This is a genomic window from Streptomyces sp. NPDC045955 (assembly GCF_056430805.1).
Map to the genome: position 1 here is coordinate 187716 of NZ_JBWKKY010000011.1, position 14044 is coordinate 201759.

General features: G+C 71.7%; 11 protein-coding genes. 1 reads left to right on the plus strand and 10 read right to left on the minus strand.

All coding sequences use genetic code 11. The annotated features are described in order from the left end of the window. Positions 1-80 precede the first annotated feature (80 nt). The gene (locus tag AC07F0_RS23840; RefSeq protein WP_478981671.1) at positions 81-926 is read right to left on the minus strand and encodes an inositol monophosphatase family protein; all 846 of its coding nucleotides are present in this window, start codon (positions 924-926) and stop codon (positions 81-83) included. A gap of 116 nt (positions 927-1042) precedes the next feature. Then, entirely contained in the window at positions 1043-2869 is a 1827-nt protein-coding gene (locus AC07F0_RS23845; RefSeq protein WP_478981672.1) for a gamma-glutamyltransferase family protein, read from the minus strand. Between the two features lie 239 nt (positions 2870-3108). Between AC07F0_RS23845 and AC07F0_RS23850 the strand changes: the two genes are divergently transcribed. Beyond that, positions 3109-3777 carry a hypothetical protein gene (locus tag AC07F0_RS23850; RefSeq protein WP_478981674.1) on the plus strand — a complete coding sequence of 223 codons (669 nt, stop codon included), beginning with the start codon at positions 3109-3111 and terminating at the stop codon, positions 3775-3777. Between the two features lie 26 nt (positions 3778-3803). Here the strand turns inward: AC07F0_RS23850 and AC07F0_RS23855 are convergent, their stop codons facing one another. The 8 genes from AC07F0_RS23855 to AC07F0_RS23890 form a co-directional block, all read right to left on the minus strand. Continuing rightward, positions 3804-5330 carry an NCS1 family nucleobase:cation symporter-1 gene (locus AC07F0_RS23855; protein ID WP_478981676.1) on the minus strand — a complete coding sequence of 509 codons (1527 nt, stop codon included), beginning with the start codon at positions 5328-5330 and terminating at the stop codon, positions 3804-3806. A 136-nt stretch (positions 5331-5466) separates the two neighbouring features. After that, positions 5467-6489, minus strand: a complete 1023-nt coding sequence (locus tag AC07F0_RS23860; protein ID WP_478981678.1) for a TIGR03842 family LLM class F420-dependent oxidoreductase — start codon at positions 6487-6489, stop codon at positions 5467-5469. Positions 6490-6499: 10 nt separating this feature from the next. Next, the gene (gene hydA, locus AC07F0_RS23865; RefSeq protein WP_478981680.1) at positions 6500-7903 is read right to left on the minus strand and encodes a dihydropyrimidinase; all 1404 of its coding nucleotides are present in this window, start codon (positions 7901-7903) and stop codon (positions 6500-6502) included. Positions 7904-8024: 121 nt separating this feature from the next. Next, complete coding sequence (locus AC07F0_RS23870; RefSeq protein WP_478981681.1) at positions 8025-8867, minus strand: nitrilase-related carbon-nitrogen hydrolase; 843 nt, start codon at positions 8865-8867, stop codon at positions 8025-8027. 155 nt (positions 8868-9022) lie between these two features. Further along, positions 9023-10618: a PucR family transcriptional regulator gene (locus tag AC07F0_RS23875; protein WP_478981683.1), complete on the minus strand. Its 1596-nt coding sequence runs from the start codon at positions 10616-10618 to the stop codon at positions 9023-9025. A gap of 27 nt (positions 10619-10645) precedes the next feature. Next, positions 10646-11932 carry an aspartate aminotransferase family protein gene (locus tag AC07F0_RS23880; RefSeq protein WP_478981685.1) on the minus strand — a complete coding sequence of 429 codons (1287 nt, stop codon included), beginning with the start codon at positions 11930-11932 and terminating at the stop codon, positions 10646-10648. Then, the gene (locus AC07F0_RS23885; RefSeq protein ID WP_478981687.1) at positions 11929-12771 is read right to left on the minus strand and encodes a nitrilase-related carbon-nitrogen hydrolase; all 843 of its coding nucleotides are present in this window, start codon (positions 12769-12771) and stop codon (positions 11929-11931) included. The genes AC07F0_RS23880 and AC07F0_RS23885 overlap by 4 nt, the downstream gene beginning before the upstream one ends. Before the next feature lie 170 nt (positions 12772-12941). Continuing rightward, positions 12942-13643: a hypothetical protein gene (locus tag AC07F0_RS23890; RefSeq protein WP_478981688.1), complete on the minus strand. Its 702-nt coding sequence runs from the start codon at positions 13641-13643 to the stop codon at positions 12942-12944. Positions 13644-14044 lie beyond the last annotated feature (401 nt).

Here is a 14044-nt window from a genome sequence, read left to right on the forward strand (position 1 = left end):
TCACCGGCTGCGGGGGGAATCGCACGGAAACGACCCCCGGAGCGTTCCTGGGGCGACGGAGCGCGTACGGTCCGTGACATTCAGTCTCCGCTCGCCAGCAGCGCCGCCACCCGGCGGGCCGTGGCCGCGTCGCGGGCCGCGGTGAAGGGGAGGTCGTTGCCGCCCGTGATGCGGAACGGCTCGCCCGAGCGGGTCAGGTGGGCGCCGCCCGCCTCCTCGACCATGAGCAGACCGGCCGCGTGATCCCACGCGGCCTCCCAGGAGAAGGCCACCGCGTCGGACTCGCCCCGCGCGATGGCGAGGTACTCCAGTCCGGCCGAGCCGCACGCGCGCGGTGCCACACCCTCGGTGCGCAGGCCGAGCAGGGCGCGCTTTTGTTCGTCCGTCGTGTAGTCCGGGTGGGAGGTGGCCACGCGGAGGTCCCGGCCGGGCTCGGGCACACCGGCGAACAGCCGCTCTCCCCCGAGGTAGGCGCCCTTGCCCCGCTGGGCGGTGGCGAGCTGGTCGCGGGCGGCGGCGTAGGTCCAGGAGGCGAGCAGGGTGCCGCCGTGCGCCAGCGCGACCAGGGTGCAGAAGGCCGGTTCGCCGCGCACGAACTGCCGGGTCCCGTCGACCGGGTCGACGATCCACACGGGTGCGTCGCCGCGTATGGCCGCGTAGGACGCCGGGTTGGCGTGGACCGCCTCCTCGCCGACCACGACCGAGCCGGGCAGCAGGGCGCCCAGCGCCTCGGTCAGGTACAGCTCGGCCTTGCGGTCGGCGTCCGTGACCAGGTCGTGCGGGCCGGCCTTCTGGTCGACCTCGTGTGCGGCGAGGCGGCGCCAGCGCGGCATGATCTCGGCGGCGGCCGCGCTGCGGATCGCCTCCTCGACGTCGGAAGCGTGCTGTGCGAGAAACTCTTCGATGGTTTCGGTGCTGTCGATCACCCCTCCATCACAACACGCGGCACTGACATTCCCCACCTGCCCGGTGCACTCCGGGTGGCTTCACGATGAACAGCGACGGGGCCGGGCGGGATCCCCGGCCAGGGGGCTCAGCGGGTTCACCGCCCGACCGCGTAGCCCTGCATGCCGCGCGGGTTCGCCGCCGCCGACAGGACGCCCGTGTCCGGGTCCCGCGCGACCGCGCAGAGCCGGCCCTCCGACCAGGGCCCGCCCACGGTCACCTGGTGGCCGCGCCGCCGCAGCTCCTCGACGACGGCCGGGTCCGTGCGCGACTCGACGGTGACGCTCCCCGGGCGCATGCCGCGCGGGTAGAAGGATCCCGGGAAGCTGTCGTTGTGCCAGTTCGGGGCGTCGATCGCGCCTTGGAGGTCCAGGCCGCCGCGCACCTCGGCGCGCAGCGCGACCGCCAGGAAGAAGTGCAGCTGCCACTGGTCCTGCTGGTCCCCGCCCGGTGTGCCGAACGCCATGACGGGCACGCCCGCGCGCAGGGCGATCGAGGGCGTCAGCGTGGTGCGGGGGCGGCGGCCGGGGGTGAGGGAGTTGGGCAGGCCCTCCTCCAGCCAGGTCATCTGGAGCCGGGTGCCGAGCGGGAAGCCGAGTTCGGGCACGACGGGGTTGGACTGGAGCCAGCCGCCGCTGGGCGTGGCCGAGACCATGTTGCCCCAGCGGTCGGCGACATCGAGGTGGCAGGTGTCGCCGCGGGTGGTCCCGTCGTCGCCGACCTCCGGTTCGCCGGGCACGGGGGACGTGGGGCTCTTGGCGACCGTCGGCTCACCTACGCCCAAGGCGTCGAAGCGCTCAGGGGCGGTGGCCGCCACGCGCGCGTGCGCGCACAGCCGCGGGGTGCGTCCGCCTGGGCTGCCGGGCCGCAGGTCGAGACTGGCCCGTTCGCCGACGAGAGCGCGGCGGCCGGTGTTGTACGGGTCGGACAGCAGCTCGTCGAGCGGCACGTCGGCGGCGTCCCCGTACCAGGCCTCCCGGTCGGCCATGGCGAGTTTGCAGTTCTCGACCAGCAGGTGGACGTAGTCGGCGGAGCCGTGGCGGGGCAGCTCGGGAGGGAGCAGGGCGAGCTGCTGGAGGAGGACCGGGCCCTGGCTCCAGGGGCCCGGTTTGCACACGGTCCAGCCGTTCCAGTCGTACGACACCGGTGTCTCGTAGGTCGCGGACCAGCCGGCGAGGTCGGCGGCCGTGAGGGTGCCGGTGTGGCGTTCGCCGCTGGTGTCGAGGGTGGGCTGCCCGGCCTGCCGTACCAGGGCCTCGGCTATGAACCCGCGGCGCCACACCTCCCGCGCGGCCTCGATCCGGGCCTCCCGGTCCCCCGCCCCCGCGGTCTCGGCGAGCAGGCGCTTCCAGGTGGCGGCGAGCGCGGGGTTGGCGAAGAGCTCGCCGGGACGCGGGGCCTTGCCGCCGGGCAGGTAGACATCCGCCGACGAGGTCCATTCCGTCTCGAACAGCTCGCGTACGGTCTCGACGGTCTCACCGACGCGTTCCACGGGCGGGTGCCCGTGCTCGGCGTATCCGATGGCGTACTTCAGGACGTCGGCGAGGGACTTGGTGCCGTGGTCGCGCAGCAGCAGCATCCAGGCGTCGAACGCGCCCGGCACGGCGGCGGCGAGCGGGCCGGTGCCGGGGACGAGGTCCAGGCCGAGGCCCCGGTAGTGAGCGACCGTCGCCCCGGCCGGTGCGACGCCCTGCCCGCACAGCACCCGCACCTCGCCGCCGGCCGGTGCGAGCAGGATCGGCACCTCGCCCGCCGGGCCGTTGAGGTGCGGCTCGACGACATGCAGCACGAACGCCCCCGCCACGGCCGCGTCGTAGGCGTTGCCACCGTCCTCCAGGACGGCCATGGCCGACTGCGAGGCGAGCCAGTGCGTGGAGGACACCATGCCGAAGGTGCCCTGGAGGGTGGGGCGGGTGGTGAACATGCGGTCTTTCACCTCGCTGTGTGATCCGGGGCCGGCCCAGCAGGCTATCGATCACGATGGGCGCCGTCAGGAACCCCAACCGGCGAAAACCGCGCACTCATCACCGAACCGGCCGAAATCCCAACCGTCGACAGTGAGTCACCGTCACCGCGCAGGCACGGAGCGAGTTCGCACTTCCGCGTCACAGGGAGTCATGTGAAACTGTCGTCCCGTCCGCCGTCCCCCACGAGAAGGGCGCCGTGCGTTCCCTACCTCTGCCCCTGGCCCTGACCGCACGCCTGTCGCCGGTGGCCGTGCTCGCCGCGGCGGGCTGGGCGCTGTCGTCCGGTCCGCTCGCCGCGCCGCAGGCCGCCGAGCACAAGCCGGCCGACGAGAAGACCGAGACCCAGTCCGCGTCCGCCCCGTCGACGTCGACGGTGCCGAAGACCTACTCGGCCGCGCCGGCGCCGTGCGAGAGCGTCGCCAAGAAGACGGTCGAGTCGCTGGTGCCGGGTGCCAAGACGGCCGGGAAGGAGATCCCGTCCACGGACTCGGAGGTGCGCCGCACCTGCTCCTGGAACGCGCTCAAGGGGTACGACTACCGCTGGCTCGACGTGTCCTTCGAGGTGATGGAGTCGGACGAGGCGGCGGAGAAGGCCTACAAGGGGCGCACCGAGGAGAACAGCGGCGGAGGCGCCGTCCCCGGTCTCGGTGACACCGCGTACTCCATCGTCAACCTCACCACCGAGGACAAGCAGCAGACCCGCGAGGGCCAGGTGTTCGTCCGCGCGTCCAACGCGCTGGTGGTCATCACGTACAACGGCAGCGACTTCGAGTCGAAGAAGGCGCCGAGCACGGACACGATCAACAAGGGCGCCATCAAGGCCGCGAAGGAAGCCGTGGCCGCGCTGGAGGCCGGCAGGAGCTGACCGTCCTCCAGCGTCCGCTACCGCGCTCAGACGATGGTCCGGTCCCGGCCCCGTGCCGCCATCAGCAGCAGGTACAGCAGCATCGACGTGCCCAGGCCCACCGCCCAGCCGTAGTCGGCCAGATCGGCCAGGGCCGGGATGGGGCGGCCGTCGATCAGCGGCTTGAAGCTGGCGCCGCCGACGGCGAGGACGCCGCCGACCGCGAAGGCGACGACGGCCCGCCAGTTCCAGCCGCCCTCGTACCAGTAGCGGCCGCCCGTGCGGTACAGGTCGGCCAGGTCGAGCCGGGCGCGGCGCAGGAGCCAGTAGTCGGCGATGAGGATGCCCGCCACGGTGCCGAGCAGGCCGCCGACCAGGCCGAGCCAGGTGAAGATGTAGCCCTGCGGGTCGGAGTACAGCTTCCACGGGAAGATCAGCACGCCGAGGACGCAGGTGGCGAGCGCGCCCGCCCGGAAACTGATCTTCCGTGGCGCGATGTTGGAGAAGTCGAACGCGGGTGAGACCAGGTTGGCCGCGACGTTGACGGACAGCGTCGCCACCAGGACGGTGACGAGGGCGAACAGCAGGCCCACCGTGTTGTCGGTCTTGGCCGCGAGCTGTACCGGGTCCCAGATCGCCTCGCCGTAGACGGCCTGCGAGCCCGAGGTGACCATCACGGAGAGGAACGCGAACAGCGTCATCGTCGTCGGCAGACCGAGGGCCTGCCCCCAGGTCTGCGCCTTCTGGCTCTTGCCGTAGCGGGTGAAGTCGGGGATGTTCAGCGACAGCGTGGACCAGAAGCCGATCATGCCCATCAGGGCGGGTGCGAACAGCTTCCAGAAGTCCGGGCCCCAGCCGAGCTTCGAGGGCTGGTCGAACAGCGGGCCGAAGCCGCCCGCCTTGTCGCTCATCCACCACAGCATCACGAACGCGCCGACGAGCACGAAGGGCGCCGCCCAGTTCTCGAAGCGGCGGATGGTCTCCATGCCCCGGTAGATGATGACCACCTGGAGCGCCCAGAAGATCGCGAACGACAGCCACATGGTCCAGGCGTAGCCGCCGACCTTCGCCGCGTCCGTCCAGCCGCTGCCGACGAGCTTGCCGGCCAGGAAGTAGATGGCCTCGCCGCCGATCCAGGTCTGGATGCCGAACCAGCCGCAGGCCACCAGCGCCCGTACGACGGCGGGCAGGTTGGCCCCTCGGATGCCGAAGGAGGCCCGGGCGAAGACCGGGAAGGGTATGCCGTACTTGGGTCCGGCGTGCCCGGTGAGCAGCATCGGTATCAGCACGATCACATTGGCCAGGGCGATGGTGAACACCGCCTGCTTCCAGTCCATGCCGACGGCGATGAGTCCGGAGGCCAGGGTCCAGGAGGCCGTGTTGTGGGCCATGCCGACCCACAGCGCGGAGAAGTTGTACGTGGTCCAGGTGCGCTTCTCGACGGGGACCGGCAGCAGGTCCTCGTTGGCGTAGGGGCCGGTCGGTGCGGGGGCGCCCGGGGCGATCTCCACCCGGCCGTCGGCGAGGGTGACTTGGGTGGTCGGCGGTGGGGCCGTGGGAACGGTGTCGGTCATGGGCCAGGCCAATCGTGGAGGTGGGACGGGAAAGGCCATGCGGGTGACGCCGATGGGGGGTGCGCTCGGGAGCGCCCTGGGCCCCCTTCCCGGGCCGGCGGGAAGGGGGAGATCGAAGGGAGTGGTGCGGCGGTGGTCAGCCGTTGACGGCGGGGATGACCCGCGATCCGTACGTGTCGATCACGGCTTCCTGCGCGTCGTGCATGTCGTAGACGGCGAACTGGTCGACGCCGAGGGCACGCAGAGCGGTCAGCTTCTCGACGTGCTTGTCGACCGGGCCGATCAGGCAGAACCGGTCGACGATCTCGTCGGGCACGAACTGGGTGTCGGGGTTGTCGGCGCGGCCGTGGTGGGAGTAGTCGTAGCCTTCGCGCGCCTTGATGTAGTCGGTGAGTTCGTCGGGGACGGCGGCGGAGTGCTCGCCGTACTTGGACACCAGGTCGGCCACGTGGTTGCCGACCATCCCGCCGAACCACCGGCACTGGTCGCGCGCGTGGGCGAGCGCCTCGGGAGAGTCGTCGTCGGTGACGTAGGCGGGGGCGGCCACGCAGACGGTCACCTCGGACGGGTCCCGGCCGGCGGCGACGGCCGCGTCCTTCACGGCCTTGACCATGTACTCGGTCAGATAGAGGTCGGCCAGCTGAAGGATGAACCCGTCGGCCTCCTCACCGGCCATCTTCAGGGCCTTGGGGCCGTACGCGGCCATCCACACGGGGAGTTCTGCGCCCGGCCCGATCCACGGGAACCGGACGACCGTGCCGCCGCCGAGGTCGGCCTCCTGGCCGCTGCCGAGGGCCCGGATGACGTTCATGGCCTCGCTGATCCGGGCCAGCGTGTTGGGCTTGCGGCCGGCCACGCGCATCGCGGAGTCGCCGCGGCCGATGCCGCAGACCGTGCGGTTGCCGAACATGTCGTTGAGGGTGGCGAAGGTGGAGGCGGTGACCTCCCAGGTGCGGGTGCCCGGGTTGGTCACCATCGGCCCGATCTTCAGTTTCGTGGTGTTGGCCAGGATCTGGCTGTAGATCACGAACGGTTCCTGCCACAGCACGGCGGAGTCGAAGGTCCAGCCGTACGAGAATCCGTTGCGTTCCGCGCGTTTCATCAGGCTGATCACCCGCGAGGCCGGCGGGTCCGTCTGCAGGACGAGTCCGAAGTCCATCGCACCACTCCTAGTTGAGGTACTGACAGGTGGAACGCGGGGTGAAGACGCCGTGCCCGGCGTGCCCGGTGTACTCCCGCTCGGTGATGACGGGTACGCCGCGCGAGAGGACCGTCTCGACCCGCCCGGTGACGCGTTTGCCCTCGTACGCCGAGTAGTCGACGTTCATGTGGTGCGTGCCGGCCGACATGACCTGCTCGGCGTGCGGGTCGTAGATGACGACGTCGGCGTCGGCGCCCGGCGCGATGGTGCCCTTCTTCGGGTAGAGGCCGAACATCCGGGCCGGGGAGGCGCAGGCGATCTCGATCCAGCGCCGGCGGGAGATGTGCCCGTCGAGGACGGCCTGGTGGAGCAGGTCCATACGGTTCTCGACGCCCGGGAGGCCGTTGGGGATCTTGGAGAAGTCGCCGCGGCCGAGTTCCTTCTGGCCGACGAAGCAGAAGGGGCAGTGGTCGGTGGAGACGACCTGGAGGTCGTTGGTGCGCAGCCCCCGCCACAGCGCGGCCTGGTGCTCCTTCGGCCTGAGCGGGGTGGAGCACACGTACTTCGCACCCTCGAAGTCCGGCTCGGCGAGGTTGTCGGTGGAGAGGAACAGGTACTGCGGGCAGGTCTCGCCGAAGACGGGCAGTCCCTCGTCGCGGGCCCGGGCCAGCTCGGCGACCGCCTCCGTCGCCGAGACGTGCACGACGTAGAGGGGTGCGCCCGCGACCTGCGCCAGCCTGATGGCGCGGTGGGTGGCCTCGGCCTCCAGCAGGGCCTTGCGGACCTCGCCGTGGTAGCGGGGGTCGGTCTCGCCCCGGGCCAGCGCCTGCTCGACCAGGACGTCGATCGCGATGCCGTTCTCGGCGTGCATCATGATCAGTCCGCCGTTCTCGGCGGAGCGCTGCATGGCGCGCAGGATCTGGCCGTCGTCGGAGTAGAACACCCCCGGGTAGGCCATGAACTGCTTGAAGGAGGTGACGCCCTCCTCGATCAGGTGGTCCATCTCCTTGAGGGTGTGCTCGTTGACATCGGAGACGATCATGTGGAAGCCGTAGTCGACGGCGCAGTTGCCCTCGGCCTTGGCGTGCCAGGCGTCCAGGCCCTCGCGCAGGCTGTGCCCCACGCTCTGCACGGCGAAGTCGATGATCGTGGTCGTGCCGCCCCAGGCGGCGGCGCGGGTGCCGGTCTCGAAGGTGTCGGAGGCGAAGGTGCCGCCGAAGGGCAGCTCCATGTGGGTGTGGGCGTCGACGCCGCCGGGGATGACGTACTTTCCGGTGGCGTCGATCGTCCGGTCCGCGGTGAAGGCCTCGGCGGCGGGGGTGCCGGAGGCCGCGAGGGCGGCGATTCGGCCGTCCTCGATCAGGACGTCGGCGTGGATCTCGTCGGATGCGGTGATGACGAGGCCGCCCCGGATGACTGTACGGCTGCTCATGTCGTGGTCGCTCCTCGCTGTGGGTTGGTGCGGGTCGTCAGTGGCTGGTCGCGCCCACGCGGCGGTAGCCGCATATCGAACGCAGTCCCGCGCCCCTTGGGGCACGCCCCCCACGGGCCTCTCAGGGTGCTGTCAGTGGCCCGTACGCCCCCGGGGCCCTGTCCCTGTAGAACTGCCAGCGGTCGCGGACCTCGCGGAGTTTGGCCATGTCCAGGTCGCGGACGACCAGTTCGGGCTCCTTGTCGCTGGCCACCTCGCCGACGAACTGGGCCTCCGGGTCGACGAAGTACGACGTTCCGTAGAAGTCGTTGTCGCCGTACTCCTCGACGCCGACCCGGTTGATCGCGCCCACGAAGTACTCGTTGGCGACGGCCGCCGCCGGCTGTTCCAGCTGCCAGAGGTAGCCGGACAGGCCGCGGGAGGTGGCCGAGGGGTTGAAGACGATCTCGGCGCCCGCCAGGCCGAGTGCGCGCCAGCCCTCGGGGAAGTGACGGTCGTAGCAGATGTAGACACCGACCTTGCCGACCGCGGTCTCGAAGACCGGCCAGCCGGTGTTGCCCGGGCGGAAGTAGAACTTCTCCCAGAAGCCCTGGACCTGCGGGATGTGGGTCTTGCGGTACTTGCCGAGGTAGGAGCCGTCCGCGTCGATCACGGCGGCGGTGTTGTAGAGGACGCCGGGCTGTTCCTCCTCGTACATCGGCAGGACCAGGACGATGCCCAGTTCCCTGGCGAGGGCCTGGAAGCGGCGGACGATCGGGCCCTCGGGGATCTGCTCGGCGTACTCGTAGAAGGCCGGGTCCTGGACCTGGCAGAAGTACGGTCCGTAGAACAGCTCCTGGAAGCACAGGACTTGGGCGCCCTGCGCGGCGGCGTCGCGGGCCGCCTGCTCGTGGACCTGGATCATCGACTCCTTGTCGCCCGTCCAGGCGGTCTGGAAGACGGCGGCACGGATCACTCGGCTCATCGGGACCTCCGGTCGCTCGGTGTGCCGTGAGCCTAGGAAGCCGGGACTCGCTCTTTGAGTTGCACCGTGTCACGTCTGCGGGCGTGCGGCGTGTCACCGTGTCACTCTGCCGTGAGCCCATGTTTCACCGCCGTTTTCCCAGGTGGTCGGGTGTTTCACTGCTGTTGCGCGTCGTGCGCGAGGAGTGCGATGTGCACCGAGGCGGCCTGCTCGAAGTCGTCGAGGTCCACCCCGAGGCGGACCTGTATGGACTCCAGGCGGCGGTACAGGGCGGGCCGCGAGACGTGGTGGAGCTGGGCGGTCCGGGACTTGTTGCGGCCGGTGGCGAGGTAGGTGCGCAGCACGGACAGCAGGTCCTCCTCGGTCTCGCACAACAGCCCGGCCAGCTCCCGCTCCGCGAAGGACTGCACGTGCGGGTCGTCGCGCAGCAGGCGGATCAGGCCCCGCAGGTGGACGTCGCGCAGGCGGACGACCGGCGGGAGGTCCAGGGCGGCGACGGAGTCGGCGACGGCGTCCGCCACGTGCCGGGCCTCGCGCAGTCCGGCCGGGACGTCGTCCCAGGCGGTCCGGGGTTCGGCCGCGGCGACGACCGTGCGGGCCGGTGCGGACTCGGTGCGCAGCCGGGTCGCGAAGTGCGCGGCGAGGGCGTCCGCGTCCTGGTCGCGCGCGAGGCTGAGCAGCACGGCGGTGGCTCCGTCGGCCAGTTCGGCGACCAGCCCGGGCAGGCCCAGCAGCCGCAGCAGCCGGTCGAGCCGGGCGGTGTCGCGATCGCGGACGACCAGCGGCACGAACGTCCGCCGGTTGACCGGCAGCCCGGCCGCACGCGCCCGCGGCAGCAGCTGCCGTGCCGGTACGACGCCGCTGACCAGGTCGGTCAGCAGGCTCTGCGCGGACTGCTCCTCCCAGGAGCAGGCGGCGCCGCCCAGCATGCGGTGCAGGACGAGGGCCTCGGCGGCGCGGTCGGCCAGCAGCCGCCCGGTGGCGGTGTCGCCCCGGTAGCCGCACAGCACGATCCGGCCCCAGCGCTCCCCGCGTCCGCCCAGTTCGGCCCAGATCCAGCCGTCGCCCTCGGTGCCTCCCCCAGTGCCTGAACGGCCTGGGCGGTGCCCCCATGCCTGCCGGGCGATGCGCTCCCAGTCGCGCAGTACGTCGTCCACCGCGGGCCGCTCCCCCGCCGTGCCGAGGACGCGGTGGGCGAGGTTGGTGACGACGACCGGGCAGGCGCTGTGCCGGGCTACCTCGTCGAGCAGGCGTTGCAGCGGGGCGCCCGCGGTGATCAGGGCGGTGAGTTCGGTGCGGACGGCCTCGGAGAGGCTGACGGCGGCGAACTTGCGCCGTACGAGCCGTGACTGGACCTCCTCGGTCAGCTCGGCGAAGGGGAAGGGCCGGTGCAGGACGACCATCGGCAGTCCGCACCGCTCGGCCGCCCGGCGCATCACGGCCGGTGCGGCGGGGAAGGCGCGGCCGAGTCCGAGGACGACGGCGGAGGCGTCCGCGCGGTGCAGCGACCGGACGTACTCGGCCTGTTTCTCCTCGTCGCCGGCGAGCAGCACCCCGGTGGTGAGGACCATCTCGCCGCCGCTGAGCATCACGCCGACGTCGGCGGCCTCGGCGACGTGCACCCAGCGCACCGCCCGGTCGAGATGGCCCGCGCCGGCCACCACCTCGGGCTCCCCGGCGAGCACCCGCTCCAGGGTGAGGACCTGCCGGACCGACAGCGCGGGTTCCAGGGAATCCAAGGTGATGGTCATGGTGCCGTTCCCTTGTTCAGTTCACTGCTACTGAATGCTCCTCAGAGCGTTCTCGAGGATCGCGGCGCCTTCCTCGGCCTCCGCGACGTTGAGGGACAGCGGCGGGGCGACGCGCAGGGCGCTGGTGTTGTGGCCGCCGCCCTTGCCGATCAGCAGGCCGCCCTCGCGGGCCGCCTCCAGGACGGCCGCCGCAGCCTGTGGGTCGGCCTCGTCGGTCCCCGGCTTGGTGATCTCGATCCCGATCATCAATCCGCGTCCGCGCACCTCGCGCACGGCCGGCACGTGCGCGGCGGCGGACCGCAGCCGCTCGATGAGCATGCCGCCGACGCGCCGGGCGTTGCCCTGGAGGTCGTGTTCCAGCAGGTAGTTGAGGTTGGCGAGGCCGGCCGCCATGGTGATCTGGGTGCCGCCGAACGTGGAGATGCTGTTGGAGTCGAGGCAGTTCATGATCTCGGAGCGGGCGACGACACCGCCGATGGACATGCCGTTGCCGATGCCCTTGGCGAAGGTCATGATGTCCGGCGGCCCGTTCCGCCCGTGGGCCTGCCAGCCCCAGAAGTGCTCGCCGGTGCGGCCCCAGCCGGTCTGCACCTCGTCGGCGATCCACAGGATGCCGCGCTCGTGCAGCACCTCGCGGAAGGCGGCGTACAGCCCGTCGGGCGGTGCGGTGAAGCCGCCGACGCCCTGGACGGGTTCGGCGATCAGCGCGGCCGGGGGGCGGGTGTGGCCGAGCAGGTCCTTCAGGTCGTCGACGCAGGCGGCGATGAAGTCGTCGTCGCCGAGGGAAGCGAACGGGCCGCGCGTGCGCACGCCGCCGTGGACGTAGAGCGTCTGGAGCGGGGACAGGGAGGTCGGGGACCAGCCACTGTTGCCGGTGATGCCCACGGAGCTGAAGGAGCGGCCGTGGTAGCTGTTGCGCATCGCCAGGACCGTGTTGCTGCGCCGGTACGTGGTGGCGAGCAGCAGGGCGGTGTCGTTGGCCTCGGTGCCGGAGGTGGTGAAGAAGACGCGGGCGTCGGGGATGCCGCTGAGCTGGGCCACGCGTTCGGCGAGTTCGACCATCGGCCGGTTGAGGTACAGGGTCGAGGAGTGGATGATCCGCCCGGCCTGCTCGCTCACCGCCTTGGTCACCTCGGGCAGGGCGTGCGCGGTCATCGTGGTGAGGATGCCGCCGAAGAAGTCGAGGTACCGGTTGCCGTGGGAGTCCCAGACGTGGCGGCCCTCGCCGTGAGTGATCTCCAGGGGCTCCTCGTAGTAGAGGGCGAGCCAGTCGGGGAGCACGGCCCGGTGGCGGCCCAGCAGGTCGTTGGTCACGGCTGCACCAGTCCTTCGTAGGCGTCGGGGCGGCGGTCGCGGTAGAAGGCCCACGTCTGCCGCACTTCTTCGATGAGGTCGAGGTCCAGGTCCCGGATCACGAGTTCCTCCTGGCTGTCGCTGGCCACGTCGCCCACGAACTGGCCGCGGGGGTCGACGAAGTAGCTCGTCCCGTAGAAGTCGTTGTCGCCGTACTCCTCCTGTCCGACGCGGTTGATCGCGGCGATGTAGTACCCGTTGGCGACGGCGGCCGCGGGCTGCTCCAGCCGCCACAGGTGGGACGACAGGCTGCGGTGGGTGGCGGAGGGGTTGTAGACGAGCTGGGCTCCGGACAGGCCGAGTTGCCGCCAGCCCTCCGGGAAGTGGCGGTCGTAGCAGATGTAGACGCCGACCTTGCCGGCCGCCGTGTCGAAGACGGGCCAGCCGAGGTTGCCCGGCTTGAAGTAGAACTTCTCGCGGAAGCCCTTGAGCTGCGGGATGTGGTGTTTGCGGTACTTGCCGAGGTAACTGCCGTCGGCGTCGATCACGGCCGCGGTGTTGTAGTAGAAGCCGGGCTGCTCCGCCTCGAACACCGGCGCGACGATCACCACGCCGGTCTCGCGCGCGAGGGCCCGCATCCGCCGCACGGTCGGCCCGTCGGGCACGGGCTCGGCCCAGCGGTAGTGCTCCGGCTCCTCGACCTGACAGAAGTAAGGGCTGTTGAAGACTTCCTGGAAACCGATGATCTTCGCGCCCCGGCGGGCCGCCTCGCGGGCGTGCTCCTCGTGTTTCGCCACCATGGACTCGGTGTCGCCGGTCCAGGTGGCCTGGACCAGGGCGGCACGTACGACGTTGGCCATGAGCTGCTCCTTCGACGCGACGTCAGCGCCTCTACGCCCGTAGAAGCGGGCCGTAGAGCCACGAACGTAAGCCTCCGGCACGGGCTTGCCAAGACCATCGTCGCCAACCCGCGGTACCGGGCGCCATTCGCACTCCGGTGGGTGAGTCGCCGGGGGCACGGCATGCCCGCTCAGGCGGGGAATCCGGCGACTCGCAGAGCGTGCACGAGGTCCCGGCGGCGCTCGTCCGACACGCCCCGGGCGGCCTCCAGCAGCAGCGGTACGAGGGTCTGCGGTCCGGGCTCGGCGCTGCGGGCCGCCTCCTCGGGGGTGCGGGCCTGGACGTACGCGTCGAGCAGTACGCGCACCTCGCGGTGACGCCCCTCGGCGACGAGTCCGAGGACGGCCTTTCCGATCTCGCCCGGGGGCCGGCCGACTCCCTGCCGCAGGATCTGCTGCCCGTCACCCGCGCGGCCGGCCGCGCCCAGTGCGTCCGCCGCGGCGACCAGCCGCCCGGCGGGCAGCGAGCCGGCCTCCCAGAGCAGCGTCTGCCAGTCCGCACCGAGCCCGGCCCGCTCCAGCTCCTGCGCGAGCAGCGGGAACCGGTCCGGGGTCCAGGACGCGGCCTCGACCAGCAGAGCATGCGCCTCGCCGCTGCGGCCCTCCTTGCGCAGCCGCGCGAGGGCCTCGACGGTTTGCACGACGTCCCTCCGCTCCGCCACCCCGACGGCCGCGACCCGCGCCTCCGTGCGCTCCTCCCCCACCGCTTCGTCGGCGGCCCCGGCGAACCGCGCACCACGCGGCTTGCGGCGGCCGGTCACGGGGGCGGGTTCAGGAAGCAGCGGCACGGCAGCGGGCGGCACGACGACGGGTGCGGCGTCCTGCTCGGCCATCCCGGCGAAACGGGCGCTGCCGCGGCGGCGTTTGCGTTGCTTGGGGGTGAGCGGCTCGGGTGTGCCAGGAGGTTCAGGTGCGGCCGGTTGGTCGGCGTCGGCTGGTGGTTCCGACGTGGATGGGAGTTGGTGGGCGGCTGCGGCCTCGGAGGCGAACGGGGCCGGGGTGACGAAGGCACCGGGCGTGCCGTCGACTGCGGCTTCCCGCGAGGCGGCCCAACCCGCCCGACGCTCGCGGTCACGGACACCGGCCGCCCCCTCCCGCGAGCCAGCCCCGTCCCCCGAATGCCCGCCGCCACGCCCACCCCCGCGAACGGGAGCCGCGAACGCGCCGGAGGCGCCGTCGGACGCGGCCTCCCGCGAGGCCGCCCAACCCGCCTGATACTCCAGGTCACGGACAC